At 63.6% G+C, this 26,130-nt stretch carries 22 protein-coding genes; 6 read left to right on the forward strand and 16 right to left on the reverse strand.

What is annotated here, in order from left to right; translation table 11 throughout:
* Nucleotides 1–93: 93 nt before the first annotated feature.
* Both HU748_RS00005 and HU748_RS00010 read right to left on the reverse strand, forming a co-directional pair.
* Nucleotides 94–906 carry an SDR family oxidoreductase gene (locus tag HU748_RS00005; RefSeq protein ID WP_065864146.1) on the reverse strand — a complete coding sequence of 271 codons (813 nt, stop codon included), beginning with the start codon at nucleotides 904–906 and terminating at the stop codon, nucleotides 94–96.
* A gap of 143 nt (nucleotides 907–1,049) precedes the next feature.
* The gene (locus HU748_RS00010) at nucleotides 1,050–1,514 is read right to left on the reverse strand and encodes a multidrug transporter (protein ID WP_186718736.1); all 465 of its coding nucleotides are present in this window, start codon (nucleotides 1,512–1,514) and stop codon (nucleotides 1,050–1,052) included.
* A gap of 324 nt (nucleotides 1,515–1,838) precedes the next feature.
* Here HU748_RS00010 and HU748_RS00015 point away from each other — a divergent pair, with 324 nt between their 5' ends.
* Nucleotides 1,839–2,243 carry a hypothetical protein gene (locus HU748_RS00015; protein ID WP_186718738.1) on the forward strand — a complete coding sequence of 135 codons (405 nt, stop codon included), beginning with the start codon at nucleotides 1,839–1,841 and terminating at the stop codon, nucleotides 2,241–2,243.
* A gap of 181 nt (nucleotides 2,244–2,424) precedes the next feature.
* Here the strand turns inward: HU748_RS00015 and HU748_RS00020 are convergent, their stop codons facing one another.
* From HU748_RS00020 to yaaA, 13 genes are all read right to left on the reverse strand, one after another.
* The gene (locus tag HU748_RS00020; RefSeq protein WP_054894908.1) at nucleotides 2,425–3,879 is read right to left on the reverse strand and encodes a mannose-1-phosphate guanylyltransferase/mannose-6-phosphate isomerase; all 1,455 of its coding nucleotides are present in this window, start codon (nucleotides 3,877–3,879) and stop codon (nucleotides 2,425–2,427) included.
* Nucleotides 3,880–3,914: 35 nt separating this feature from the next.
* Complete coding sequence (locus HU748_RS00025; protein WP_186668142.1) at nucleotides 3,915–4,562, reverse strand: alginate O-acetyltransferase AlgF; 648 nt, start codon at nucleotides 4,560–4,562, stop codon at nucleotides 3,915–3,917.
* A gap of 17 nt (nucleotides 4,563–4,579) precedes the next feature.
* The gene (locus HU748_RS00030) at nucleotides 4,580–5,737 is read right to left on the reverse strand and encodes an alginate O-acetyltransferase (protein WP_186668140.1); all 1,158 of its coding nucleotides are present in this window, start codon (nucleotides 5,735–5,737) and stop codon (nucleotides 4,580–4,582) included.
* 10 nt (nucleotides 5,738–5,747) lie between these two features.
* A complete protein-coding gene (locus tag HU748_RS00035; protein ID WP_186718740.1) occupies nucleotides 5,748–7,208 on the reverse strand; it encodes an MBOAT family protein in 1,461 nt (486 codons plus the stop codon).
* Between the two features lie 182 nt (nucleotides 7,209–7,390).
* The gene (locus HU748_RS00040) at nucleotides 7,391–8,494 is read right to left on the reverse strand and encodes a mannuronate-specific alginate lyase (protein ID WP_186711188.1); all 1,104 of its coding nucleotides are present in this window, start codon (nucleotides 8,492–8,494) and stop codon (nucleotides 7,391–7,393) included.
* A gap of 7 nt (nucleotides 8,495–8,501) precedes the next feature.
* Nucleotides 8,502–9,947, reverse strand: a complete 1,446-nt coding sequence (locus HU748_RS00045) for an alginate O-acetyltransferase (protein ID WP_186668133.1) — start codon at nucleotides 9,945–9,947, stop codon at nucleotides 8,502–8,504.
* Between the two features lie 13 nt (nucleotides 9,948–9,960).
* On the reverse strand, nucleotides 9,961–11,520 hold the full coding sequence (gene algG, locus HU748_RS00050; RefSeq protein ID WP_186718742.1) for a mannuronan 5-epimerase AlgG: 1,560 nt from the start codon (nucleotides 11,518–11,520) through the stop codon (nucleotides 9,961–9,963).
* 18 nt (nucleotides 11,521–11,538) lie between these two features.
* Nucleotides 11,539–13,017: an alginate export family protein gene (locus HU748_RS00055; protein WP_186718744.1), complete on the reverse strand. Its 1,479-nt coding sequence runs from the start codon at nucleotides 13,015–13,017 to the stop codon at nucleotides 11,539–11,541.
* Nucleotides 13,014–14,435: an alginate biosynthesis TPR repeat lipoprotein AlgK gene (gene algK, locus HU748_RS00060; RefSeq protein WP_186668408.1), complete on the reverse strand. Its 1,422-nt coding sequence runs from the start codon at nucleotides 14,433–14,435 to the stop codon at nucleotides 13,014–13,016. Before algK ends, HU748_RS00055 begins: the two co-directional genes overlap by 4 nt.
* Before the next feature lie 103 nt (nucleotides 14,436–14,538).
* Nucleotides 14,539–15,705: an alginate biosynthesis protein Alg44 gene (locus HU748_RS00065; protein WP_186711195.1), complete on the reverse strand. Its 1,167-nt coding sequence runs from the start codon at nucleotides 15,703–15,705 to the stop codon at nucleotides 14,539–14,541.
* Nucleotides 15,706–15,741: 36 nt separating this feature from the next.
* Entirely contained in the window at nucleotides 15,742–17,223 is a 1,482-nt protein-coding gene (locus HU748_RS00070) for a glycosyltransferase family 2 protein (protein ID WP_186718746.1), read from the reverse strand.
* Between the two features lie 62 nt (nucleotides 17,224–17,285).
* Nucleotides 17,286–18,602 (reverse strand): UDP-glucose/GDP-mannose dehydrogenase family protein, encoded by a 1,317-nt coding sequence (locus tag HU748_RS00075; RefSeq protein ID WP_186711196.1) that lies wholly within the window; start codon nucleotides 18,600–18,602, stop codon nucleotides 17,286–17,288.
* An 876-nt stretch (nucleotides 18,603–19,478) separates the two neighbouring features.
* Nucleotides 19,479–20,258, reverse strand: a complete 780-nt coding sequence (gene yaaA / locus HU748_RS00080; protein ID WP_063546032.1) for a peroxide stress protein YaaA — start codon at nucleotides 20,256–20,258, stop codon at nucleotides 19,479–19,481.
* Between the two features lie 135 nt (nucleotides 20,259–20,393).
* On the opposite strand from yaaA, the gene HU748_RS00085 reads away from it, so the two are divergent.
* The 5 genes from HU748_RS00085 to moaE all read left to right on the forward strand — a co-directional run bounded on the left by HU748_RS00085 (nucleotide 20,394) and on the right by moaE (nucleotide 24,523).
* Entirely contained in the window at nucleotides 20,394–21,521 is a 1,128-nt protein-coding gene (locus HU748_RS00085; RefSeq protein ID WP_186718748.1) for a polysaccharide deacetylase family protein, read from the forward strand.
* Between the two features lie 292 nt (nucleotides 21,522–21,813).
* Nucleotides 21,814–23,208 carry a PhoH family protein gene (locus HU748_RS00090; RefSeq protein WP_186668120.1) on the forward strand — a complete coding sequence of 465 codons (1,395 nt, stop codon included), beginning with the start codon at nucleotides 21,814–21,816 and terminating at the stop codon, nucleotides 23,206–23,208.
* 150 nt (nucleotides 23,209–23,358) lie between these two features.
* Entirely contained in the window at nucleotides 23,359–23,829 is a 471-nt protein-coding gene (gene moaC, locus HU748_RS00095) for a cyclic pyranopterin monophosphate synthase MoaC (RefSeq protein WP_186668118.1), read from the forward strand.
* A complete protein-coding gene (locus HU748_RS00100) occupies nucleotides 23,829–24,074 on the forward strand; it encodes a MoaD/ThiS family protein (protein ID WP_186711200.1) in 246 nt (81 codons plus the stop codon). The genes moaC and HU748_RS00100 overlap by 1 nt, the downstream gene beginning before the upstream one ends.
* 2 nt (nucleotides 24,075–24,076) lie before the next feature.
* Entirely contained in the window at nucleotides 24,077–24,523 is a 447-nt protein-coding gene (moaE, locus tag HU748_RS00105; RefSeq protein ID WP_186668114.1) for a molybdopterin synthase catalytic subunit MoaE, read from the forward strand.
* 132 nt (nucleotides 24,524–24,655) lie between these two features.
* On the opposite strand, the gene rhlB is transcribed toward moaE, so the two are convergent.
* Nucleotides 24,656–26,116, reverse strand: a complete 1,461-nt coding sequence (rhlB, locus tag HU748_RS00110; protein ID WP_186718750.1) for an ATP-dependent RNA helicase RhlB — start codon at nucleotides 26,114–26,116, stop codon at nucleotides 24,656–24,658.
* Nucleotides 26,117–26,130 lie beyond the last annotated feature (14 nt).

Below are 26,130 nucleotides of genomic sequence, written 5' to 3' on the forward strand. Positions count from 1 at the left end.
CCGCCGCTCCCGCAGGATGGACAGCACCGATTCTGTACTTGTGGGAGCGGCGGTTCGGCGCCCCGACTTGCCCGCGAAGAATCCACTACCGCTTCAAAGCGGCCGCAACAACCCGAAGCGCTTGCGCAACACCTTGTCCAGCAACCGCTGCGGCAGTAGCCGCGCCATCAGTGGCAAGGCGGTGCTGCCATTGCCCAGCCTTACCAGCGCCGGTGTCGGCGTCTTGCGTGTGGCTGCCAGCAATCCCTGGGCGAAGGTCGCCGCCGGGGTAGGCCTGTCCTGCGAGGCGCGGGCCCTGGCCTGCACCTGCTCGCGCAGCGGCCACCACGGCGAATCCGCTGCCAGTACCTGCTCGGCTTCGTGTTGCGCATTGCTGGCGAACTGTGAAGCGATCGCCCCGGGCTGCACTTCCATCACCCGGATCCCGAACGGTGCCAGCTCCAGGCGCAGGGCGTCGCTCAGCGCATGCACGGCGGCCTTGGAGGCGCAGTAGGCGCCGGCGAACGGGGTGACCAGTACCCCCGACACGCTGCCGATATTCACCACCAGGCCTTTGGAGCGGCGCAGCAGCGGGAACAGGGCGCGCGTCACGCCGACCAGCGAGAACACATTGGTTTCGAACTGGCGCTGCAGGGCTTCGACGCCGCCGTCGAGCAGCGGTCCCATGGCGCCGTAACCGGCGTTGTTGATCAGGATGTCGAGTTCCGGCAATTCCTCGGCCAGTCGTGCCAGGGCCTGCGGGTCGTTGACGTCCAGTTGCCGGGCGGAGAAACCTGCGGCGGCGAGGCGCTCGACATCTTCAGGCTTGCGGGCGGTGGCCCAGACCTGGTGGCCGGCATCGCGGAAAGTATCGGCCAGGGCGCGGCCGATGCCGCTGGAACAACCGGTGATGAGGACGGTGGGCATGGTCAGGGTCTGCTTTCAGGTGAGGTGTGTAGCGTCTGCACCGGCCTCTTCGCGGGCAAGTCGGAGCGCCGAACCGCCGCTCCCACGGCCAAGCTATCTGTAGGAGCGGGCTTGCCCGCGAAAAGGTCGACGCGGTCGCCCGGTCAATTGGCAAATGTACCTTGCAGGTGCTCGGCACGAAACTCCAGGGTCTGCGCACGATAGCCAGAGCGCAGCGGCGGCAAGGGCAGGCAGTCTGTCCATTCGGCACCGGGCTGCAGCTCACCGGGCCCGCGATAGCGCGGCGCGGCATAGGTGTTTTCGGCAAGGTTGACCGTATCGCCGGGGGCGTAGGCGGCAACCCGCCAGCGCAGTTCGGTGAGCGGTGCCTTGTTGCCGTTTTTCATCCGCACTTGCAGGGCGCGGTCGGCGGGGCATTGGTCAGGCGCATAGCTCAGGCGCAGATCGAGGCGGGCCAGTTGCGAGGCCTCGCGGCTGTCCTGCCAGACCACGAACAGCGCGACCAGGCCCAGGCCGCACACGGCGGCCATGGAAATCGGCAGGGCCTTGGCCGGGTAGCGCAGCAGCAGGACCAGCCAGGTGAGGATGAGAAAGGCGCCGATGATCATGTGCGCAGATTCCGTACAAGGATTTGCCCATCTTGGCGGCAGTGGCGCCAAGTCGCAAGAAGGCTGTCTGCCTGACCATCCGCCACGTTTGGTAAACCTGGTATTTTTGTCAGGTTCGCGTTCATGTCGATATTGATAGTCTCTTGATCGTTGTCGCGCACTTTCCAACAGCGACTGAGTGACAGGAACGGAGAGAAGTACGTCACTCTGTGCACAATATCGAGGGCACCGTTGAGGGCTTCGTCAATGGTCGAAATTTTGCGCGGTGCACATCTTTCGCGCCGAGCTAAGTTGCGAGTTCTGTTTTTCTCAGGAGAGTTTCTCATGATCGCAAAACATAAAGGCACAGAAGTGAAAGTTGATTCTAGCTATTTTAAGGGTGTGTTGACTCGTGAGCGTGATGGCGAGGTAGTGAAAACATACGAAGTCGATATTCGCAGAGTGAGTGTCTATGACTTTGATGATGAGAGGACCGTTGAGGCTAGGGATGATTCCGGCGGCATCGTTTTGACTTTTGTGTATAACCCTGAGTCACCGGAACGCACGAATATTCTAAATATGGAAATCGACAATCGCGATTTGCCCTATGCGTACGGAGAAGAGGGTACGATTTTCGATTTGGTCAGTACGCCAAACGAAGTTTCCTGCCGTCTCTTTACGGCGCCGCTGAGAGGCGATGGAACCGGCACGCTATCATTTGCAGGTCGTTTTCACGTTGATCTTGACTGAGCGACAGGTCGGCTTTCCGCGCTCGGGCCTGATATTCAATGAGCCTGATTGATGTATCAACGATCCTCGATATACAGCCTCGCTCCCATTACCGAACGGAAAGGTTTGAACCGAACATCGCAGGGCACGCCACAGCGGTAATGTACCTCTGTCACTTGCCCCGCGATGGTACGTGCTCAAATTACTGCGCGATGGTCTTCACCGAAACCCCACGCTCCACCGGCGTGGACGTGCGCCCATACACATCCTCGAAGCGCTCGATATCATCCTCGCCCAGGTAGCTCCCGGACTGCACTTCGATGATCTCCAGCGGGATCTTGCCGGGGTTGCGCAAGCGGTGCACCGAGGCAATCGGGATGTAGGTCGACTGGTTCTCGGTCAGCAGGAACACGTTCTCGTCGCAGGTCACCTCGGCGGTGCCGCTGACCACGATCCAGTGCTCGGCGCGGTGGTGGTGCATCTGCAGCGACAGGCTGGCGCCGGGCTTGACGGTAATGTGCTTGACCTGGAAGCGCCCGCCCATGTCCACCGAGTCGTAGGAACCCCATGGGCGGTATACCTCCAGGTGGTTCTGGGTCTCGCTGCGGCCTTGCTGGTCGAGGGTGTTGACCAGTTGCTTGACGCCCTGGACCTTGTCCTTGTGGGCAATCATCATCGCGTCCTTGGTCTCGACCACGACGATGTTCTCAAGGCCGATCACCGACACCAGCTTGCCGTTGCCGTGGATCATGCAGTTGTGGCTGTCCTGCACCACCACATCGCCCTTGGTGACGTTGCCGTTGTCGTCCTTCTCGTGCACGTCCCACAGCGACGACCAGCAGCCCACGTCGCTCCAGCCGGCCGACAGCGGCACCACGCAGGCACGCTGGGTCTTTTCCATCACCGCGTAGTCGATGGAGTTGTCCGGGCAGCAGGCGAAGGTGGCTTCGTCGATGCTCAGCACATCGGCCTCTTCGTCGCTGCGCTCCAGGGCCAGCAGGCAGGTGTCGTAGATGTCCGGGTCATGCTTTTTCAGCTCTTCGAGGAAGCGGCTGGCGCGGAACAGGAACATGCCGCTGTTCCAGAAGTAGCCCCCCGCGCGGACGAACTCGTTGGCGCGTTTCTCATCGGGTTTTTCGACGAACTGCGCGACCCGCGCCACGCCCTCGGGCAGCAGGGCGTCCTGGCTGGAGCGGATGTAGCCGTAGCCGGTCTCGGGCTTGGTCGCCGGCACGCCGAACAGCACCATCTCGCCGCGCTCGGCCGCCACGGTGGCCAGGGCCAGGGCGCGTTGCAGGGCTTTCTGGTCCTCGATCACGTGGTCGGCGGGCAGCACCAGCATCAGCTCGTCGCGGCCCTCATTGACCAGCTTCATCGCAGCCATCGCCACCGCCGGCGCGGTGTTGCGGCCGAAGGGTTCCATGAGAATGGCCTGGGTTTCGAGCTTCAGGCCCGCCAACTGCTCCTGGACGATGAACTTGTGGTCCTTGTTGCAGACCACGATGGGGGTGTCCATGCCCTCGAACACCAGGCGCTGGAGGGTCTGCTGGAACAGTGTGTGTTCGCCGGTCAACGCCAGGAACTGCTTGGGGAACTGCTTGCGCGACAGAGGCCACAGACGCGAACCGCTACCACCAGAAAGAATTACCGGGATCATCATGTTTCTCCAATAGTCGTTTAGAGGCAGGGGGATCAGTTGCTAGCCACGGGGCGAGTTACCCACACCGGCGACAAGCTGTTGCCGGAACCGGTGACATACAGCACGGCCGCTTCGCCGCGCTCCAGGGCGACGGGTTTGACGTCGCTGACTTTCTTGTTGCCGTCGAACAGGGCCAGGTTGACCTTGACCGGATTGATTTCACGCTCGCCGCGCCCCTTGGCGGCCACCGCCTTGACCACTTCGGTCTTGCCGTCGGCAGTCTTCAGGGTCAGCGACTGGTCGCTGAGGTTCTGCACGCGCACCAGCGCTTTTTGCTTGTTCTTGAACGGTGGCTCCTCGATCAGTTGCGGGTTGCCAGCGTTGTTGTTGACCAGGGTGTAGTACGTGTCCGAGGCCAGCTTGACCGGCACGCTCTTGCCGCCGACCTGGGCGGTGTAGTCGCCGCCGGGCAGGAAGCTGAAGTCGCTGCTGGCCTGGGCACCGACCTGCTTGATCTGGGTATTGCCGACCGAGGCCGCGGTGGGCGCGGAGCTTGCGTTGTACAGGCGCACGAAGGTCGAGCCTTTCGGGGCGCTAGGGCCATAGAGTGCAGCGTCGGCGCCGGCGAAGGCCTGCAGCGAAGCCAGGGAAAGGCCGGCCGCGAGGGTGAGGGCTTTGGCGATGGATGGCTTGTGAGTCATGTGCGTGTTCCTCTCTTTCAGTGGTCCGTCCGGTTGGACGAAAGGGCCAGGTTTTCTTCGGATTTACGGGTGTTCTTCAGTTGCGCGATCCACTGCGGATCGAAGCTGCTGAGGTCGTTCTTCATGGGCAGATAGCGCTCGGGGAACTCCCACACCACGACCTGTGGCGGGGCGTTCTTGAAGGCGTCGCTCTGCAGGTACTTGAGCATCGGCAGCAGCGGACCGTGGCCGTCCTCGGCGTAGTTGGCGACGTCGCTGTGCAGCGCCTGCTGCAGGGCGCCGAGGAAGTTCCAGTGCGGGTTGGCGCTGTAGCTGGTGCCCACCAGCGCCACCGGGATGGCGCTGTCGGCGAACAGCGCGTCGTCGCCCTGGCCTTCGCTTTGCGCCGGGCGGGTGGTGCGCTGCTGCAGGTTGTCCGGGGGTGGCAGCAGGTTGTTGAACAGCGGGTCGAGCGGCAGGAAGTTGGTCAGGTCGCCTTTGTATGGCGCAGTCTTGCCCGCCTCGGTGATGTAGGCCTGGGGTTCGGTTTCGAGCAGTTGCTGGCGCTTCACGCCCTCGGCGATCGCCTGGGCGACCACTTCGGCGCCCATGGGCGTCCAGTGGGTGTCGGTACGCAGGAACACCTGGCCGCGGGCCTTGGCCTGCTCCAGCGGGGCCAGCAGGTCGGGGGCGAACACGTTGGCCTGGCGGGCCTGGGCGTGGAACTGGTTGAACAGGTCCGCATGCAGGCTGGCAGGTGCCTGCTTGCCGAGGTATTCGTCATAGACGCGTGCCTTGGCTGGCAGGATCGCCAGCACCAGCTGGATGTTCTGGCGCTGCAGGGTGTCGCGTACGCCGCGAATCAGCGCCAGGTTGTCCTGCATCAGGTGGTCGGCATTGGCGGTGGGGTTGAACTCTTCATCGCTGAACAGCCACTGGTCGCGGCCCAGCACCACGCCGGGGCGGCCTTCGTTGAACAGCTTGAAGTCCAGTGCGGCCCAGAGGTTGGTGCCCAGGCGCTTGATCGGGAACTGGTCGTCGTAGTGGGTTTCGGCGGCCTTGGCCAGCTTGCCGTCGAGCAGGGTCATCTGCCCGGTGCGGTTGAAGCTGTCCAGGCCACCGACCGACCAGGCGCCCAGGCCCACCAGCAGGCCGAGGAACGACAGCGAATAGGTGATGCGAAGTGTGCGGTTCATGTCATCCACCTCAGAACTGGAAGTACAGGAACGGCGAGTAGCTCTGCGCCGAAAGCTTGAGGATCGAGGCCACGAACAGCAGCAGCACCAGGGCCCGGGTCATGACCCGGGTCCAGTCCAGGCTCAGCGTGCCGTCGCCATGTACTTGCGCCGGAATGCGCGGGGCGGCCGGTGGCGTTGCGTTGCGGTAGAAGTCGCGCAGGCCGAAGAACGCCAGGGTCAGGTAGGCGACGATCAGCGTGGCCACCTGCAGGCCGGTGAGCTGGGCGCGGTTGAGTTCCGACAGTTGCCACTGGCCGAAGCTGAACATGGCGCCGTACATGCGCCCGGCCACTTCGAGGTTTTCGGCGCGGAAGATCACCCAGCCGACCACCACCAGCAGGAAGGTGAAGGCCCACTTGACCGGGTTGAAGCGCTGCGGGTTGGTGTCGATACCCAGCGCCCGTTCGATCGCCAGCCACATGCCGTGCCAGGCACCCCAGATGATGTAGGTGAAGTTGGCGCCGTGCCACAGGCCGCCCAGCAGCATGGTCAGGAACAGGTTGCGGTAGGTGGCGAAGGTGCCTTTGCGGTTGCCGCCCAGGGTGATGTACAGGTAGTCGCGCAGCCAGGTCGACAGGCTGATGTGCCAGCGCCGCCAGAACTCGGTGATCGACTGGCTGATGTAGGGCTGCTTGAAGTTCTCCATGAAGCGAAAGCCCATCATCAGGCCCAGGCCGATGGCCATGTCGCTGTAGCCGGAGAAGTCGAAGTACAGCTGCGCGGTGTAGGCCAGCGCGCCCAGCCAGGCATCGCCTGTGGTGGGGGTCTGCAGGGCGAAGCAGTGGTCGGCGACCACCGCCAGGGTGTCGGCGATGAACACTTTCTTGATGAAGCCCTGCATGAAGCGGGTGCAGCCTTCGGAGAACTTGTCCAGGGTGTGGGTGCGGTTGTTGAACTGATCGACCAGGTCCTTGAAGCGCAGCACGGGGCCGGCGATCAGGTGCGGGAAGATCGCCACGAACGCGGCGAAGTCGATCAGGTTGCGCGTGGCCGGGGTGTCGCCGCGGTACACGTCGATGATGTAGCTGATCGACTCGAAGATGTAGAACGAGATACCGATCGGCAGCAGCACATGGGTGAGGATGAACGGCTCAAGGCCGAACGAGGTGATGATCGCGTTGAGGCTGTCGACACCGAAGTTGGCGTACTTGAAGTAGCCGAGGATCGCCAGGTCCACGCCCACGCCCAGCAGCAGCCAGCGCTGGGCCGGCTTGGTGCGCACGCCGGCGGCGCCGACTTTCAGGCCGATCCAGTAGTTCCACAGGGTGACGCCAGCGAACAGCGCCAGGAAGTCTACCCGCCACCAGGCGTAGAAGATGTAGCTGGCCACCAGCAACAGCAGGTTGCGATAGCGGTTCCCGCTCAGATAGTACAAGCCGAGGAAAACCGGCAAGAACAGGAACAGGAACACGTTGGACGAGAAGACCATCCCGGTTCTCCTTTTTGTTCACAGCATCCGGGGCACAGCGCCCCCCAAACCCCCCACGAAAATGCGGGGGATCACCTTGGTCCCTGTGGGAGCGGGCTTGTCCCGCGATTGCGTCAGTCGATTCGCCGGTGTTGTCCAGTCGGACGCAATCGCGGGACAAGCCCGCTCCCACAGGGGTCACTTCATTTTTTGCTTTCCGCGCTCGGGTCGTAGACCCGGGTCATGTCGCCCCCCATGCGGAAGCTGTTGAACGGCTGCATGTCGTGCTTGCGCTCGAGGGTGTCGCCGACGCACTGGTACAGCGCGCACCAGGGCTCGAGCCAGGCGTACTTGCTGTCGACCTTGAGGTCCTTGAGGTCTTGCTTGACCCCCGCGCGCTCGGCGAAGTGCACCGGATCGCGGGCACCGGCCAGCACGCCTTCGCCCAGACGCTGCAGGGCGAAGTTGTTTTCCTTGCGCAGGTCCACGCCGTTGGCCTGGGCGAAGCTGGCGATCATCGCCAGCGGCGGCAGGGCGTAGTTGTGGTAGGCCAGCGCGCGCTGGCGACGCTTGACCTCGTTGGGCAAGAAGCCCTGGTCGTCGACCTGGTTGGCGCCGACCTTGTATTCCTTCACTGCCCAGTCGAACAGGTCACGCCGATCGGTCGCCACTGCCGTGGCCATCACTGACCAGGCCGCCCAGTAGCTATGGTTGTTGATCTTCTCCAGCGGCAGGTCGCTCCAGTCGCGCACGGTCTGGGTCGCCAGCTTGGCGAGCCACTTCTCGATCAGCTCGGCCTCGGCCTGGTGCGCGGCCAGTGGCTGGGAGTTGGAGAACTTCAGGCGCAGCCACGAGCCGCTCATGCTGCCCAGCGCCCATTTGCGCATGGACTTGCCGGTGTGGTTGAAGTCGGTGGACTCCAGCGCATCGGCGCGTGCCCAGGTGCCGAGCCAGGTCAGCACGCAATCGAGCTGGGCCGGGCGACCGTCGCGCATGTACTGGCCGACCATCTTGCTGACGCCCTTCTCCAGGGTGGTGATATCGGCAGTGGAGTCGCGGAAGGCTTTTTCAGAGGCGACGTTGAGCGTTGCCCGGGCCTTGTCCGAGCCCTCGTACTTGCTGCGAAACTGCAGCGCGCCGGTGTACGGCTTGGGCGCGGCTTCGCAGGTGAAGTTGCCGTCGCTGGTCTTGAGTTTCTCGATGCCCTCGTAGTAACCCTGCGGGGGCACCAGCGCAGCCTGCGCGGCACCGCCGAACAGGGCCAGCGCGAGCAGGGCGGGGCTGAAGGTTCGCTTCAATGTCGTCATGTTCGCCTCACTGGCCGGCTTGCGCGGTGTTGCGCGCGCTGCCGGCGAAGTTGTTGCGTTTGCAGAGCTTGGCCTCGACTTTCTGGGTGCCGTTTTCCGGACCCTGGACTTCCAGGGCCAGCAGGTTCTGGCTGGCCCAGTCTTCGTCCTCGCGCATCTGGAAGACGAAGCGTCCGTCGGTGTCGGAGGTCTCGGGTTTTTCGATCTTGATGTCCTCGTGGCGGCCGTTCAGGTACCAGAGGGTGGCCTGCAGGACCTTGACCGAGGTGTCCTCGAAACGGATGTCGAGCTGGTGATTGCGGTTGACCAGGTCTTTGATCACGCCGCCCTTGCCGTTGACCATCAGCTCGTTCTTGCCTGGCTTGAGTGTGGTGCTGGCGCTCATTTGCGCCGGGCGGTCGTCGCAGCCGTCGTCGAGCAGTCCGAGGATCTGCCGCCAGATGGTTTCCTGATCGAGGCGGTACAGCGGCGAGAACTCCCAGATCAGGATCTTCGGCGGGTTCTTGTGGAATTCTTCGCTGCCCAGGTACTGGATCATCGAGCCTTCCAGGCCGCCACCGGGGAAGGCGACGTTGAGCACGTCGGCGCCGATGTACTGCTCCAGGAAGCCCGAGAAGTTGTAGTTCTTGCCGCTGTGGCTGGTGCCGACCAGGGTGATCTGCGCGTTGCCCGAGTCGCCGAACAGGTCGTCGCCGCCACTGGCGCCACCCTTGGGCTCGGTGGCGAACTGGTCCATGTACTGCACCGCGTAGCTGGTGCCGCACAGCTGCCCGGCGACGTTGTGCAGGGTTCCGGTCTTGCCCATGCGCCCGGATTTCCGGGTCTCGAATTCCTTGCGTGGAATGCCCTCGAAAGCCGGCATCTGGTGCACGGTGTCGGCCACGATCTTCGCTGCGCGCTGGGCGCCGTAGGGCGTCCAGTGCTGGTCGCCGCGGAAGTAGAAGTCCTTGCCCTGGTCGGCGGCGGCGAGCTGCTCGTTGGTCAGGGGCGAGAGGTCGGGCACGTTGTAGCCCATCCTGGCGAAGCGCTGCAGCATCGCCTGGTAGTTGTGCAGGGCCTTCTGGTAGTCGAAGGCGGCCTTTTCCTCGGGCTTGAGCATGTTGCGGTTCACCAGGCCACGGGTCGGCTGGTAGACCACCACCAGCTCCACGCCGCGTTTCTTGAAGGCATCGTGCACCTGCTGCAGGCGCTTGTAGCCGCCGGGCGTGGTGTCGAATTCGGTGCGCAGGTCTTCGCGGGTACGGAACAGCCAGTCGCCCTGGGCCTGCACCAGGGTGGTGAAGTTCTGCTGGTAGCGGGTGGTGTAGCGGCTGGCGTCGTGGGCCTCGGGGCACAGCTGGCAGCACGGCTCGGCGCTGAAGCTCGGTGGCTGCACGTCGTCGGCGCGCACGCCCTGGCTGATGGCCAGGAGGGCGGCGGACAGGCCGAGCAGTTTCATCAGGTGTGGGGTCATGGTCGGGGCTTCCTTAGTCGATCATTTCGGTCTGGCGTTCGACCGGGTCGATCAGCACGGCCTTCTGCTGGCGCACCAGCAGGTCGAGGATTTCGTCCTGGCGCTCGCCGAGCACGCCGTTGAGGCTGATGCCGCTGGACTTGCGCGGGGCGAGCATGGAGACCTTGTACAGCTCCACCGACAGCGGCGAGTCGATCGACAAGGGCCCGGAACCGTTGGCCGACAGCTCGCCGCCAACCACGATCAGCGAGACCTTGGTGTCGAACGGGTCCAGGGCGATGTCGCGGTCGGTGTCGGAGAGGTCCTTGATGTGCCCGTACACCCCGACCAGGCCGTTGGCCATGGCGATGTTTTCGTACAGGCGGATGTTCACGCTGTTGCGTACGCGGATGCCGTGGCGACGGTTGTTGATCAGCTTGTTGCCCCAGATCAGGTTGTCGCCGCTCTCGTAGAGGGTGATGCCGTCGGTGTGGTTGCGGTAGATCTCGTTGTAGGCGATCAGGTTGTTGACGCTGTTGCGGTCGATCACCACGCCCGAGAGCTTGTTGTCGTAGCTTTTGTTGTTGATGATCCAGCTGTCGTTGACCTCACGCGAGACGATGATCCCGTGCTTCTTCTTGGTGCCGTACACGGTATTGCCGGCAATGATCAGGCGGTGCGAGCGGTCGTGCGGGTCGATGCCGTAGACGATGTTGTCGCGGTAGGTCGAGTCCTTGACCACGAAGTCGCGGGTCTCGTAGCAGTAGAAGCCGTACCACATGTCGCTGAACTCCGAGCCGATGATCCAGCCGGTCGGTTCGGGGCGGCCCATCTGCTTGGCCATGTTGGGGGTGTACTGCGAGATGCTCACGCCATACGACTTGGACTTGGCATAGCCGAAGCTGGCCATCTTGCTGTTGACGATGTAGGTCTCGGTGCCGCCCCAGCTGAGCAGGAACGGGCGGAATTCCTTGGGCGAACGGAAGGTTGCCGGGCCGTTGGCCTGCTCGCGCCAGCCGGTGATCTGGGTATCGCTGACGAACAGCTTGCCGTCGTTGACGATGAACGAGCCGCCCTCCTGGGACAGGCGCAGTTCCTTGACCTTGCCGTCGATCTCCAGCACGCCCTTGCGTCCGACCACGATCGGCAGGCGCGCCAGGTACACGCCCGGCGAGGTTTCGCGCAGGTATTGGGCAGGCACCTTCTTGCTCAGTTCGACCAGGTCGACATGCCCGTCATCGACGAAGATCGCCTGGGGAATGCCGTGCTGGCGCTGGACCCACTCGGCGGCCTTGTTGTCGCCGCCGATGAACTCCTTGAGCGACTCTTCCTGGAGCATGCGGCGCACGCTGACCTTGCCCTTGTGGCGGCGGTCGATCTTCTGTTGCACGGCCTGCGCGGTGTAGCCGGAGAGGTCGGGCAGCTTGGGCGGATCCATCTGCAGCGGCTCGATCGGCGCGCTGGCGACGGTGTAGGTCTTGGCCTGTTGCAGGCCCTTGGCGATCACCGCCGGTTCTGCGGCACCGGCCATGCCGCTGGCCAGCAGCAGGGCGCTGGCGAGTAGGCTGTGGCGAAGGTTCGGGTGCAGGTTCATAACGGTCTTCTCCCGGCCTCAGAAGCGCCAGATCACGTCGACGAAGGCGCGGTGCATGTACGAGTCCGCTTCCTTGCCATAGGCATCGCCGGGCTTGAACACACCGGCGCGCAGGCGTACCAGGGCCGACGGCTCGTCGATCGACTGGCTCAGCGAGGCGGGCAGCAGGCCCTGCTTGAAGTACTTGGTGACCACCACGTCCATCTCCTGGCCCAGGTCCTTCTCGCCGTTGATCAGCGGACGGTTGATGCCATCGTCGTTGACCACCGCATTGATGCCGCTGGAGCCGATGTTCTGGTTGCCATCGACGCGCCAGAACTTGTGGTAGATGAAGCTTGCGTCGTAGTCGTCGCGCAGTTGCCAGGAGGCGAACAGGGTCGCGGCCTGCAGGTTGCCCAGCTCGCCGCGGAAGGCCTCGCCGAAGCGGTGCACGCGCGAGCGGGTGCCGGTGAAGTTGGAGCGGTTGCTCTCAAGGCCGGTCTGCTCGAAGTTGTTCGAGCCATCGCTGCCGCCACCACCGCTGCCACGGGCGTAGGCCGCGCCGACCTGCCACTGCGGGTCGAGGCGCAGGCGGATACCGAGGTCGGTGGCCCAGGCATTGACGTCGCCGCTCTGTTTGCCGGTGGCGATCTGGTCTTCGCCCACCAACTGGCTGCTGAGGCTGTCGCGATTGCCGGTCAGCCAGGTAAGGCTGCCCCAGTAGTTGACGGTGTGGTCGTTGCGCCAGTTGTAGGCGTCGCTGTTGGCCTCAAGGCCCAGCCAGGTGAGGTCGCCGGTGCGGGTCTTGTCGAGGGCATCGACGGTTTCGCCGGGGTTCTTCAGGCTGCCGCTGTCATGGGTATGGTGGGCGCGCAGGCCGACCCAGTGGCCGGGTGTCCACTGCGTGGCGATATTGCCGTAGAGGTGCGTGCGGTCCTTGTCTTCGGGGGCCAGCTCAGTGAGGTCGGTGCGGTATTCGCTGAAGCGTTGGGCGACACCGAGGTCGGCCTTGAGCAGGGTGGTGTCGAAGCTCCAGTTCAGCGCCTCGATGTTGGTGTCGCGCCACATGCCGTCGTCGCTGCGCAGGCGCTGGCGGCCGAAGCGCAACTGTTCGCCGGGGTAGGGCGTGAAGCCGCTGTAGCCGATCCAGAATTCGCGCAGGGCCAGGTAGCTCTTGTCGGGCTTGCGGCTGTCGTCGCCGGTGTCGACGGCGGTGCCGTCGTCGTTCTGGCGCAGGGTGTCGGTTTCGATGGTGTCGGTGGCGGTCACCGCCTGGCCCATGGCGAAGGCGCTCCAGTTGCCGCGCTCGCCGTACACCCAGGGGCGCAGGTCCAGGCCCAGGCCGTTGACGTCGCCGCCGGAGCGGGTGCCCAGGTCACGGTCGTCCTCGGACTGGCCGGTGATCTTCACGTCCAGGCCGAAGTTCTTCACTGCGGTTTCCGCGGCCAGGGTCGGCAGCGACCACAGCAGGGCGAAGCTCAGGCCGATGCCGGCTTTCACGAAGGGATTGAGCGTCATAGCGAGTCCTCGGCGTCTACGTCTTTCTCGTCTTGCAGGGCGTCCAGGGCCAGCGGGCTGTTGCTGGCCTGGAGCATCCCGGCGCGCGCCTTTTTCTCCTGCTCCAGCAGGCGCTGGGCCTGGCTGCGCTGGTCGGGCGTGAGTTGCTGGTCGAGTTGCTGCAGCAGTTCGCTGGACTGCGGCGTCGGGTTGGCCTGGGCAAGCTGGGCGAATACCCAGGCATTGCCGGTGTTCTGGCGGATGCCGTGGCCTTCGCTGTAGAGCTGGGCCAGGGCGTAGTCGGCACTGAGCTGGCCGCCACGGGCGGCACTGAGCAGGTGGTCGACGGCCTTCTGCGGCTCGACATGGCCCAGGTAGCCGCGGCGGTAGAGCTGGCCGAGGTAGTAGTGGGCGCTGATCTCGCCGGCGTCGGCGGCGGCCTGCAGGTGTTGCTCGGCCTTCACGGCATCGGCCGGGACGCTCTTGCCTTCGTAGTAGAGGCGGCCCAGCAGCAGTTCGGCGCGGGGCTGCTCCGCTTCGCGGCCCTTGTCGATGTAGGCCATCAGCTGGTCGGTGTCGCCCAGTTCGGGGAAATCGTAGAGCAGTTGCGCAAGGCTGACCCAGGATGCCGGGTTGGCCGGGGCGACGTGTTCGAGCAGGTCCTTGGCGGTTTTTTCGTCGGTCTGGCCGAGGCTGCGGTCGGCGAGCACGCGGGCGACGCTGTCGACCCGTGTCGCAGGCACCGCGTTGCGGGCATAGGCGGCCTTGAGCTGGTCGAGCAGGGCGGCCTGCTGGTCGGGTTGGGCGCGCTTCTGGTAGACCGTGGCCAGCTCCACGTAGCAGATGTCAGTGGTGTTCAGCGCGGCCTTGCAGATCTTCTCCACCTCGCCCAGGTGCTGGTCGTAGGTGCCTTGGGTGCGGTACAGCAGCACCTGGGCCAGGCCCGCCTCGGGGTTGCCAGCGGCGCGCCATTGGTCGATCTGTTGCTGGGCATTGATGTTCGGGAAGCTCTGTGGGTACTGCAGGTAGAGCATCGCCAGCGGGATCAGGGTGTTGCCCTCACCTTGCCTGGCCGCGAGCTTGAGCAGGGTTTCGGCCTCCTCGCGTTCGGCCTGGGTGCTGTCGGGCTTGGCCACCAGCAGGCGGCCCAGGCGTGCCTGGGCACGTGGCGAGGAGGCGGCCGCGGCGCGGTAGGTGGCTTCGGCCTGCTTGAGCTGGGCCGGGTCGCGGGTGCCGACCTGGATATCGGCCAGGCCCACCTGTGCGTCGCTGTAGCCCAGGTCGGCGAGTGCCTTGTAGTTGGCCTCGGCGGTGGCGGTGTCGCCACGTTTGAGGGCCTCGTTGGCCAGGCGCTGGTCAGGCAGGCCGACGCAGCCGGCCAGGGTGATGGCCAGCACGCAGAGCCCGAGAACCTTGTGGGAGCGGGCTTGCCCGCGAATGGCCGGGAGCTGCGATGAAGGTGTGCCTGCTGGCCCCTTCGCGGGCAAGCCCGCTCCCACAGGGGCACAGGTGTAAATGTTCGGGGTCATCGTCCTATCCCCCTCAGAGCCCGCGGGCCACGGCCTTGTCGATCAGCCAGTTCAGCGATGGACCGCGGTCGCTGTTCACCGAGGCCGGGCGGCCGGCCAGCTCTGCAGGCAGCGACTCGTCAGGCTTGATCTGCACGCGAATGTCCGAAGCCAGGTTGTCGTTGTCCAGGCTGGCGCTGCCAACGATCACACCGGTGCGCACGTTGTCTTCGCCGGCGATCTGGAAGTTGACCCGGGTACCTGGCTTGACCTCGTCGAACTGGCGATAGCTGAAGCGCGCCTCGACCATCGGGTTGGTGGTGCGTGGGATCAGTTGGTAAACCGCCTGGCCCTTGCTGGCGTACTGGCCGTCATCCACCAACTGGCGGGCGACCACGCAATCGCAGGGGCTGGTGAGGGTGCCGGAAAGCTGCTTGCCGAACAGCTCCTCGACCTTGGCAGGCTCCAGTTGCGAGTCGTCCAGATGGCCCTTGAGCAGGTCGAGCATGCTGGTGTTGAAGGTCGCCAGCGGCGCGCCCTTGACCACCTGCGCACCGTTTTCCACCAGGCTCTGCATGCTGCCGTCGCGGGGCATGGTGACGTTGGTGGTCGGTACCGCGACCACGCCGGCCTCGGCGTGGCTGACGAAGTACAGGCCGTACAGTGACTTGGCGACGAAGCCGAAGGCGGCGATGCCGACCACGAACACGCCCAGGGTGACGGTGACGGCACGCAGGCGACCGAAGGCGCTGAGGCCCGAGCCCGAATCCTTCTGCTTGCGCGCCTTGGTGAAGTTGTCGCGCTGCAGGGTACTGAGCACGTCACCGACGCTGATCAGCTCACCGGACAGGTGGGAGGTGATGATGTGGCGCAGGGTCGCGATATCACGCGGTTCCAGGTTCTGGAATTCGACACCGGTGCGGCCGCTTTGTGGATCGCTCGAGCGCACCAGGAACTCGATGTCCATCGACAGCCCCAGGTTGTCGACCACGAACTGCAGGCGACCACGCACGACATCGCCGACCGGAAGGGCTTTTTTGGCATGGAACGACAGACCACCGGCGGAGAGGTCGTCGACCTTCACATCCTGCGGCTGGCGCTCGCTGTCCAGGTAGCGCAGCTTGGCCGGGATGCGCACCCGGGCGTGCTGGCGCTGGGCTTCGGACTCATGCACGACGTTGACGTTCACGGCGGTATTCATGGCGATTTGTTCCTGTTGGATCGATCCGGGTTGGGCTCACACGACCATGAACAGCACAGCGACGAAGATGCTGGCGGCCGAGAAGGTCATGGTCCGAGAGGACCAGGTGTTGAACCATTGTTGAAAGCTGGCGAGGTCACGTTTCAGGGCAGTCGGCTGGCGGGTCCAGGACTGCTTGTCGAGGCGGAAGAACACGTAGATCTTCATCAGTGCGCCGACGATCTGGTTGTAATAGAGGATCAGCGGGTAGGCCGGGCCGACGCTGTGGCCCGAGCACATCAGCATGATGGTGAGGATCAGGCGGGTGATGCCGATCCACAGCAGGTACACCAGCAGGAACTGCAGGCCGAACTTGAAGCTGGCGATCACCGCCACGGTCAGGCCCAGCAGGCTGGTCCACATCGACACACGCTGGTCGAGCAGCACGATGCTGGTGAACAGCCCCAGGCGCTTGAGGCCCAGGCCCAGGGCACGGGAGTTCTGCCGCAGGTTGTTGCCGTACCAGCGGTACATCAGCTTGCGGCTGGCCTTGACGAAGCTCTTCTCCGGCGGATGCTCGACCGTGTTGATCGCCGCGTCCGGCACGTAGAAGGTGTCGTAGCCCAGGCGCATCAGGCTGAACCAGCTCGACTTGTCGTCGCCGGTGAGGAACTTGAAGCGGCCCAGGCGCCAGTGCATCAGCGAGTCGCTTTCGACGTCGGCGATGAACTCAGGGTTGGTGACCACGCTTGCGCGGAACATCGACATGCGCCCGGTCATGGTCAGCACGCGCTTGGACAGCGCCATCGAGCACATGTTGATGTGGCGCTGCGCGAAGCGCAGCTTGTGCCACTCGCTCATGATGTAGCCGCCGCGCACTTCGCAGAATTCGTTGGTGGTCAGGCCACCGACATTGGGGTAGAGCTTGAACCAGGGCACGGTCTTGCGAACTACGCCTTCGGCCAGCACGGTGTCGCCGTCGATCACCGCAACCACGGCGTTTTCGTCCGGCAGCATCCGCGAGATGGCACGAAAACCGTAGGCCAGGCCGTCGCGCTTGCCGGTACCGGCGATGCGCACGAAGTCCAGGGCGACGTGTTCGGGCGGGTTGAACTTGGCCCACAGGCTCTTGACCAGCAACTCGTCGGACTTCTCCACCAGCGAGCAGACCACGGTGGTCGGATAGCCGCATTCGATCGCTTCGCGGATCACCGAGCTGTACACCTGGGCGGTGGTCAGCGCATCGATGCGAAAGCTGGTGACCATCAGGTACACATGAGACGGTTCGGCTGCCTTGCCCAGCTTCTGCACCTTGCGGCGCAGGTAGGGGTAGACCAGGTACAGGAAGATCATGCCGCGGATGAAATGGGTGGCGCCCATGGAGTAGCGCCAGATGCCGACTGCGCCGACCAGGAAGATGAAGTGCTTCGATTGCGAATCGAAGATATCGCTGGGCAGGGCCAGGGCGATCAGCATGAGCAGGCTCATGTAGAGCAGCCATCCGGCGCACTGCAACAGCACTGTCTGGAGCCTTTGCATGTTCAGCATCCGTCGCGAGAATCAGGGAAGTGCGGGGCCGGCCGGCCCCGCGTCGGGCTGGCTTACCAGCAGATGCCTTCGGTGCGGGTGAGGGTGCTGGTGGGCTTGCTCATGAAGCCGACCAGGTCGATCACCTGCTTGCCTTCCGGCGCCTGCTGGGCCAGGGCACGGAACTGCTCGTCGCGGTTGCCGAGGATGATGATGTCGGCGCCATCGACCACCTGCTGGAAGTCGGCGTTGAGCAGCGACGAGACATGCGGGATCTTCGACTCGATGTAGTCCTTGTTGGCGCCGTGGACACGGGCGTACTCGACGTTCTGGTCGTAGATGTTCAGCTCGTAGCCCTTGCCGATCAGGCGCTCGGCCAGTTCCACCAGCGGGCTTTCGCGCAGGTCGTCGGTGCCGGCCTTGAAGCTCAGGCCGAGCAGGGCGATCTTGCGCTTGTCGTGGCTTTCGATGATGTCGAAGGCGTTCTGCACCTGCGACGCGTTGCTGCGCATCAGCGAGTCGAGCAGAGGCGCCTTCACGTCGAGGCTGGCAGCGCGATAGGTGAGGGCGCGCACGTCCTTGGGCAGGCACGAACCGCCGAAGGCGAAGCCTGGGCGCATGTAGTACTGCGACAGGTTCAGGGCCTTGTCCTGGCAGACCACGTCCATCACTTCGCGACCATCGACGCCGACCGCCTTGGCGATGTTGCCGATCTCGTTGGCGAAGGTCACCTTGGTGGCGTGCCAGACGTTGCAGGTGTACTTGATCATTTCGGCCACTTCGATCGGCTTGCGGATGATCGGGGCGTCGAGCTCTTCGTAGATCGCCTGCAGCACGTCGCCGCTGGCGCTGTCCAGTTCGCCGATGACAGTCATCGGAGGCTGGTCGTAGTCCTTGATCGCGGTACTTTCGCGCAGGAACTCGGGGTTGACCGCCACGCCGAAATCGACGCCGGCCTTCTTGCCCGAGCAGTCCTCGAGGATCGGGATCACCACGTTCTTCACGGTGCCTGGCAGCACGGTGCTGCGCACCACGATGGTGTGGCGGCGGGTGGTGTCGCGCAGCACATAGCCGATCTCGCGGCACACCGATTCGATGTATTCCAGGCCCAGGTCGCCGTTCTTCTTGCTCGGGGTGCCGACGCAGATCATCGACACGTCGCTGGCGCGGATCGCCTCGGCGAAGTCGGTGGTGCCACGCAGGCGACCATTGGCGATGCCTTGCTGCAGGAGTTGCTCCAGACCCGGCTCGACGATTGGCGACTTGCCCTGGTTGATCAGGTCGATCTTGGTGGTGGACACGTCCACACCAATCACTTCATGGCCCCTTGCCGACAGGCAACCTGCACAGACGGCACCCACGTAACCCAAACCAAAGATGCTGATACGCATCGTATTCACCTCGTGTGTTTATCACGCCGACTCTTTCGAAGAGTCGGACCGGGTTGATTGACCTGCTTATACGGGCGCACGGATCCATGGCGAATTGACACTTCACCGAACGCAGGCATGAATGAATCCGGAGCGCAAACCGTTGTGCGCTCAAACTTGGCAGTAAAAGGCCAGTTATTAAAAGGCGTGCCCTGAGATGCAGCCGTCTTTATTGCAACGCGTTATCGGGTGCGCTGCTGTGCTTGTTTTTTCAAGTGAATAAATCCTTTGAAATCAACCACTAGGACGATTAGTAAGGGGCGCGTCTCTCCTGCTTGGACAGGCCGCTCGGGTATACCGAGGCGGTAGTCGAAGTTATCAGTGCAGGTATTGAGTACCTGCCAGTTGTCATCTGTAAGTCATCTCTCACGTTGCACGCTCGTGATTCGTTACGGGTGCTATGAGCGATCTGCGAAGGGAGAAGTTCCGGGGTGAGTGCAGGGCAGATGAAAGATTTCTAAATATTTTTTAAGCGCTAAATACTTTCAATCTGATAGCACGGATGGGTTTCGCCCCTATATATAAAGGGCGAGATCAAGATGAGATGGTTATATGCCAGTATCGGAAAAATTTTTTCAAAATTCGTCAAAAAACTACGAACGGTCTTATGGCGTTTGGCGATAAGCTCGGGTTCGTCTATTTTTTGGCGCCAGTAATTTGGCTTTTTGAGCGGGGCTTTCAGCGGTGCGGTACCTGTAGGAGCGGGCTTGCCCGCGAAAAGCACACCGCGGTGCCTGGCACGGGCTATGCCCGTGTTCGCGGGCAAGCCCGCTACACAGGGAGATTGGGCTGGCCTTTAGATTTTGAGCAAGACAGTTGCCCCTGCAAGCTCCAGGGCTAGTCAGCCGGGTGATCGCGCAGAAACACCAGGTGGTCAGGCTTCGATTGCTCGGCGCTGTAGTAGTACCCCTGCACATCGAAGCGCTTGAGCTGCTCGGGATCGTTGATGCGCTCCTGGATCACGAAGCGGCTCATCAGGCCGCGGGCCTTCTTGGCGTAGAAGCTGATGATCTTGTACTGGCCGTTCTTCAGGTCCTTGAAGTCGACGTTGATCACCCGCGCATTCAGGGCGTTCTTCTTCACGGCACTGAAGTACTCGTTGCTGGCCAGGTTCAGCAGCAGGTCATCGCCCTGTTCGGCCAGGGCCTGGTTCAGCCATTCGCTGATGCGCGTGCCCCAGAAGGCGTAGAGGTCCTTGCCGCGTGCGTTGGCGAGCTTGGTGCCCATTTCCAGGCGATAGGGCTGCATCAGGTCCAGTGGGCGCAGCAGCCCATAGAGGCCCGAGAGCATGCGCAGGTGTTGCTGGGCGTAGCTGAAATCGTCTTCGCCAAGGGTTTCGGCGTCCAGGCCCGTGTACACATCGCCCTTGAACGCCAGCAGCGCCTGCTTGGCGTTGGCGGGGGTGAAGTCTGGGGTCCAACTGCCGAAGCGCGCGGCATTGAGGCCGGCGAGCTTGTCGGACAGGTGCATCAGCTCGGCGATCTGGGCCGGCGACAGCTCGCGCAGTTGGGTGATCAACGTCTGCGAATCGTCCAGGTACTGCGGCAGGGTGTGGCGCTGGGTTACCGGCGGGGTGTCGTAGTCGAGGGTCTTGGCGGGGGAAATCACCGTCAGCATGGGGTCGGCTCCTGAAATCGTCGGCGACGATTCTACGGGGCCAGCAGGGCAACGCCAAACTATGCTGACGATAGTCACAGACCATCGCCGGGGCAGGCGCTATAGTGCGCATCATCCGTTTAGGGAGAACCGATCGTGCGCATTGCCTTCGCCGTGCTGGCCGGGTTGTTCAGCCTGGCTGTGCAGGCCGCCCCGTCCAATTCCGTCAGCTTCGACCGCAGCCATTGGCCCGAGCAGCTCGACAGCCCGGTGCTGTTCGACGTGGCATCGCGCGCACAGATCCTCTCCTTCGCCCAGGTGCTGCATGAAAGCGAGATGCTCGATGAGCGCGCCCTGGCGGCGCGCCTGGGGTTGCGGCAGATCAACCTGGCGGTGATTCGTTCGGTGCGGGCGCGCATGTGGCAGCGGTTGTGGGAAAACTTCCAGCAGGCCCAGCTCAGTTGCGAGCAGGATGCCTCGTTCTGCTATCCGCTGGACTCGATGGCGGATTTGCGTACGCGTTCGGCTACGTTCGCTACAGATGTCGGCGAATTCTACAAGCAGTGGGTCGAGCCCAGTCATCAGTTCAATGTCCGCTACCTCGACGAACAGTTGCGCAAGGCAGCGTTGTTTCCACAGACCAGCAGCGAGATCGAGCGGTTGTCTAGCCGCGAGCGCAATGGCGATGAACTCAACGATCGGATGTTCCTGCTGACGTTCGTCGGCGGCCCCGGCCCGGTCGGCAGCAACACGGATCTGCTCACTGATTACTTGCGCCGGCAAAAGCTGGGCGCCACCTTCTTCGTGCTGGGCAACCGCGTGCAGCAGCGCCGCGACATGGCCCAGGGGGCGAATGTCGCGGCGCTTTACGCCGGGCAGTGCGTGGGGATTCAGGGCTGGGAGTATCGCTCCCACGCCCAGTGGCAGGGCTGGCAGGACTCCCTGCGGCGCAGCCAGGCGCAGGTGCAGGGTTTGATGCCCGAGCAGTACGTGCCGCTGTTCCGCCCGCCCTATGGGCAGCGCCGCGCCGACGGCGAGGCGTTCATGGCGGCGCAAGGGCTGCAGGTGTCACTGTGGGACATCGACGCCCAGGACGACAGCGCGCTGGATGCCGAGCAGTCGGCCCAGCGGGTGATGACCTTGATGCTGCTATGGCGCAAGGGTGTGATTCAGTTCCACGACACCCTGCCCAAGGCACAGCCGGCGCTGGAATGGCTGTTGCAGCACACGGCGCAGAGCGGGATCGGGTGGCAGGATTGCGTGGAATATGCGCATCTACGCTAGGCATGAAATCCAGAGTCCAACACTGACTGTAGTCCCCCGTCACCTTATCGCCAAGCGCGGATCGTCATTCGGCAAAATAAACTTCACCGGAGCGTAAAAAGTCTTTTTTCCGTCACGCCTTTTGCGGTATGAAGGAATCGGACAGCCGATTCCTGCAGCACAGGTGGCGTCATCCAGGCCCTCCTTGCCAGGTGCGCTCCCCGCCCGTAACGACGCGGATACGGGGAGAACGGCGGTCACTCTGCGGTGCAGCCGAGCTGTGCCGTCCTGCTTTCACATAAGGTGACCGAGTATGGATGACCAAGGACGCAACCCTTCCTCCAACCAGCCAATCCTGTATGTGCTCGATACCAACGTCCTGATTCACGATCCCAACGCTTTGCTCAACTTCGAGGAGCACCACGTCGCCATACCGATGACGGTGCTGGAGGAACTCGACAAGCTCAAGACCGGTAAACAATCCATCGCCGCCGAATGTCGCCAGGCCATTCGCCTGATCGACCAGACCCTCGGCGATGCATCACCCACCGATGTCGAACAAGGGGTGCCGATCCAGCGTGGCAAGGGCGGGCCGAAGGGCTTCCTGTCGATCCTGATGAGCCCGCGCAACGAACCCAACCGGCTGCTGCCGGAGAACCTCAACGACAACATCATCATCAACCAACTGCTGGAGCTGCGCGCCAGGCGGGCTGACCTGGACGTGGTGCTGGTCACCAAAGACATCAACATGCGCCTGAAGGCGCGTGCCTGTGGCATCGCTGCCGAGGACTACAGCACCGACCAACTGGTCGATGATGTGTCCCTGCTCTCGAAGGGCTACCACTCGGTCACCGGCTCATTCTGGGACCGGGTCAGCAAGGTCGACACCCGCCAGGAACGGGGCCGTACCTGGCATCGCGTACAACTGATCGATAACTTGCCGGCCGTGCACGTCAATGAGTTCATCATCGACGAGCAAGGCTTCGTTGGTTGGATCAAGGGCATTCGCGAGAACGAACTGCTGTTGCTCGACCTGCACCAGGAGCCGCTGCTGCATCAGGAAGCCTGGGGTCTCAAGCCCCGCGACATCCACCAGAGCCTGGCGCTGTTCGCCCTGCTCGATCCGGACATCCACCTGGTCAATCTCACCGGCGCGGCCGGTTCGGGCAAAACCATCCTGGCCTTGGCCGCTGCCATCGAGCAGACCATGGTCAGCAAGCGCTACCGGCGTATCATCGCCACCCGCAGCGTGCAGGGGCTGGACCAGGAGATCGGCTTCCTGCCGGGCACCGAGGCGGAGAAGATGGAGCCCTGGCTGGGCGCCATCACCGACAACCTCGAGGCGTTGCACATGGATGACGAAAGCACCCACGGCAGTGTCGAGTACATCCTCGAACGGGTGCCGCTGCAGTTCAAGTCGCTGAACTACATCCGTGGGCGCAGCTTCCAGCAGAGCCTGATCCTGATCGACGAATGCCAGAACCTCACCCCGCACCAGATGAAGACCATCATCACCCGTGCAGGCTCTGGCTCCAAGGTGGTCTGCCTGGGCAACCTGGCGCAGATCGACACCCCCTACCTGTCCGCGACCAGCTCGGGCCTGACCTACCTGACCGAGCGCTTCAAGGACTTCCCCCATGGCGTGCACATCACCTTGCAGGGTGTGCCGCGCTCGGTGCTGGCCGAGTACGCCGAGTCGCATCTGTAGGCCCGGCTGGCTCATTCGCAGGCAAGCCCGCTTCCACACGGTTGTGGGGGCGGGCAAGCCCGGTGATGAGGCCGAAGCTGCCGACACATTCCCCTGCGCAAACCTGACCCACAGGTTTACACTCTGCTTTCCCTTCACAGGAGCAGAGCAGTGCTGACTCATCTCGATTCCCAGGGGCGCGCCAACATGGTCGACGTCACTGAAAAGGCCGTGACCGCACGCGAGGCGATCGCCGAAGCGCGGGTGCGCATGTTGCCGCAGACCTTGCGGATGATCGTCGATGGCGAGCACCCCAAGGGTGACGTGTTCGCCGTGGCGCGCATCGCTGGCATTCAGGCGGCGAAGAAGACCAGCGACCTGATCCCGCTGTGCCATCCGCTGATGCTCACCAGCGTCAAGGTGGAGCTGGCTGGCGAAGGCGAAGATGTGGTGCATATCGTTGCCCGCTGCAAGCTGGCCGGGCAAACCGGTGTGGAGATGGAGGCGCTGACCGCTGCCAGCGTCGCGGCGCTGACGATCTACGACATGTGCAAGGCCGTGGACAAGGGCATGATAATCGAGCAGGTGCGCCTGCTGGAGAAGGTCGGCGGCAAGAGCGGCCACTACAAGGTGGAGGGGTGATGAAGATCAAGGCCCTCTATTTTGCCCGTTACCGTGAGGTGCTTGGCGTCGATGCCGAGCGCCTGGAAGGGGATTTCAAGGTGCTCGACGACGTGCGCCAGGCGCTGGTGGCCAAAGGCGGCGTTTACGCCGTATTGGCCGAGCAGAACCTGATGTGCGCGCGCAACGAAGAGCTGTGCAGGCTCGATGAGCCGGTCGAGGACGGCGATGAGCTCGCCTTCTTCCCGCCGGTGACCGGAGGTTGAGCATGGGCGTACGGGTACAGCAGGCGGCGTTCGACCCCGGTGCCGAAGTCAATGCCATGCACGCTGCCAATGTGGGCGTGGGCGCGGTGGTCGGGTTCGTCGGTTATGTGCGCGACTTCAACGACGGTCGCGAGGTGGCGGGGATGTTTCTCGAGCACTACCCGGGCATGACCGAGAAGGCCCTGGCCAAGATCGTGGTCGAGGCCGAGCAGCGCTGGCCCTTGCTCAAGGTCGAGGTGCTGCACCGCATCGGGGCGCTGGAGCCCGGTGAGCCGATCGTGTTCGTGGGGGTTGCCAGCGCGCATCGGCAGGCCGCGTTCGATGCCTGCAACTTCATCATGGATTACTTGAAGACCCGGGCGCCGTTCTGGAAGAAGGAGAACACTCAGGAAGGGCCGAGGTGGGTCGAAGGCAAGCAGAGTGACCAGGAGGCTGCCGGGCGCTGGTAGAACCTCTGTTTGATGGCCGGGGCGTTGCCCCGGTTCGCGGGCAAGTCGGGTCGCCGCACCGCCGCTCCCACAGGTGTCCCGCTGTCTTCAGGCCTGTGGGAGCGGGCTTGCCCGCGAAGAATCCAGCACCGATCAGTGATGCTTGCGCGGCACTGCCGTGAGCAATTCATCCGGCGGCATCTCGCACTTGATCTTGCGCCCCAGCAGTTCCTCGATCGCCGGCAACTGGTAGGAGTCATCCTCGCCGGCGAAGCTGATCGACACACCACTGGTGCCTGCACGCCCGGTACGGCCAATGCGGTGCACGTAGTCGTCCGGGTCTTCCGGCAGGGTGAAGTTGATCACGTGGCTGATGCCGTCGATATGGATCCCACGCCCGGCTACGTCGGTGGCCACCAGCACGGTGATGCGCCCTTCGCGGAAGCTTTCCAGGGTGCGGATGCGCTTGTGCTGCGGCACATCGCCCGACAGCTGGGCGGCATTGATGCCGTCGCGCACCAGCTTTTCCTCGATGCGCCGCACCTCGTCCTTGCGGTTGGCGAAGACCATCACTCGTTCCCACTTGTTCTGCGTGACCAGGTTGTACAGCAGCTTGTACTTGTCGCTGCCCGCCACGGCGTAGACGTGCTGCTCGACCGTCTCGCTGGCAACGTTCTCCGGCTCGATCTCGACGATGGCCGGGTCAGTGGTCCACTGCTTGGCCAGGTTCATGACGTCGTCGGTGAAGGTGGCGGAGAACAGCAGGGTCTGGCGTTCGCTCTTGGGCGGGGTCTGGCGGATGATCTGGCGTACCTGCGGGATGAAGCCCATGTCGAGCATTCGGTCGGCTTCGTCCAGCACCATCACCTCGACCATGTCCAGGTGCACTTCGCCGCGTTGCTGGAAGTCCAGCAGGCGGCCCGGGGTCGCGACCAGGATGTCGCAGTAGCGCTTTTCCAGGGCCTTGAGCTGTTTGTCGTACTCCATGCCGCCGACGAAGCTCATCACGTTCAGCCCGCTGTACTTGGTCAGGGCCTCGGCGTCCTTGGCGATCTGCACCACCAGTTCGCGGGTCGGGGCGATGATCAGCGCACGCGGCTCGCCCATGTAGCGCTCCTTGGGCGGCGGGGTCTGCTGCAGCTGCGAGATGATCGAGATCAGGAACGCGGCGGTCTTGCCGGTGCCGGTCTGGGCCCGGCCGATGGCGTCCTGGCCACGCAGGGTGTAACCCAGGACCTGTGCCTGGATCGGCGTGCAGTAGGGGAAGCCCAGGTCGTGGATGGCATGCATCAGCTCGTTGGAGAGCTTGAAGTCGTGGAAGCGGGTCTTGCCTTCCTGGGGCTCGACCACGAAGTCCTCGGGTTTCCACAGGCTGGCCTGGGGCTTGGGTTTGCGCTCGCGGCGGGGCTTTTCCCGGGGCGGCTGCTCGGCAGGCGCGGCTTCGGCCTTGGCCACAGGTTCGGCCTGGCTGCGCGGCGCGGACTTCGCTCTTGGCGGTTTCGGGGGCCGGGCCGGTGCGGGCTGAGGCGTGGGTGCAATCACGGGGGCAGCGGGCGCGACGGCCTGCGGGGCGGCGTCTCCCTTGCCGAATATTTTCTTGAGTGCCTTGAGCACGGTCGTCTCGTCAA

Origin of the sequence: Pseudomonas sp. RW3S2 (genome assembly GCF_014268955.1) — a bacterium.
In the GTDB taxonomy this organism is placed as follows: Bacteria; Pseudomonadota; Gammaproteobacteria; order Pseudomonadales; family Pseudomonadaceae; genus Aquipseudomonas; species Aquipseudomonas wayambapalatensis.

Coding starts and splice junctions, on each gene's coding strand:
- HU748_RS00005 (WP_065864146.1), bottom strand. CDS start 906: ATGCCCACCGTCCTCATCACCGGTTGTTCCAGCGGCATCGGCCGCGCC.
- HU748_RS00010 (WP_186718736.1), bottom strand. CDS start 1,514: ATGATCATCGGCGCCTTTCTCATCCTCACCTGGCTGGTCCTGCTGCTG.
- HU748_RS00015 (WP_186718738.1), top strand. CDS start 1,839: ATGATCGCAAAACATAAAGGCACAGAAGTGAAAGTTGATTCTAGCTAT.
- HU748_RS00020 (WP_054894908.1), bottom strand. CDS start 3,879: ATGATCCCGGTAATTCTTTCTGGTGGTAGCGGTTCGCGTCTGTGGCCT.
- HU748_RS00025 (WP_186668142.1), bottom strand. CDS start 4,562: ATGACTCACAAGCCATCCATCGCCAAAGCCCTCACCCTCGCGGCCGGC.
- HU748_RS00030 (WP_186668140.1), bottom strand. CDS start 5,737: ATGAACCGCACACTTCGCATCACCTATTCGCTGTCGTTCCTCGGCCTG.
- HU748_RS00035 (WP_186718740.1), bottom strand. CDS start 7,208: ATGGTCTTCTCGTCCAACGTGTTCCTGTTCCTGTTCTTGCCGGTTTTC.
- HU748_RS00040 (WP_186711188.1), bottom strand. CDS start 8,494: ATGACGACATTGAAGCGAACCTTCAGCCCCGCCCTGCTCGCGCTGGCC.
- HU748_RS00045 (WP_186668133.1), bottom strand. CDS start 9,947: ATGACCCCACACCTGATGAAACTGCTCGGCCTGTCCGCCGCCCTCCTG.
- algG (WP_186718742.1), bottom strand. CDS start 11,520: ATGAACCTGCACCCGAACCTTCGCCACAGCCTACTCGCCAGCGCCCTG.
- HU748_RS00055 (WP_186718744.1), bottom strand. CDS start 13,017: ATGACGCTCAATCCCTTCGTGAAAGCCGGCATCGGCCTGAGCTTCGCC.
- HU748_RS00065 (WP_186711195.1), bottom strand. CDS start 15,705: ATGAATACCGCCGTGAACGTCAACGTCGTGCATGAGTCCGAAGCCCAG.
- HU748_RS00070 (WP_186718746.1), bottom strand. CDS start 17,223: ATGCAAAGGCTCCAGACAGTGCTGTTGCAGTGCGCCGGATGGCTGCTC.
- HU748_RS00075 (WP_186711196.1), bottom strand. CDS start 18,602: ATGCGTATCAGCATCTTTGGTTTGGGTTACGTGGGTGCCGTCTGTGCA.
- yaaA (WP_063546032.1), bottom strand. CDS start 20,258: ATGCTGACGGTGATTTCCCCCGCCAAGACCCTCGACTACGACACCCCG.
- HU748_RS00090 (WP_186668120.1), top strand. CDS start 21,814: ATGGATGACCAAGGACGCAACCCTTCCTCCAACCAGCCAATCCTGTAT.
- HU748_RS00100 (WP_186711200.1), top strand. CDS start 23,829: ATGAAGATCAAGGCCCTCTATTTTGCCCGTTACCGTGAGGTGCTTGGC.
- moaE (WP_186668114.1), top strand. CDS start 24,077: ATGGGCGTACGGGTACAGCAGGCGGCGTTCGACCCCGGTGCCGAAGTC.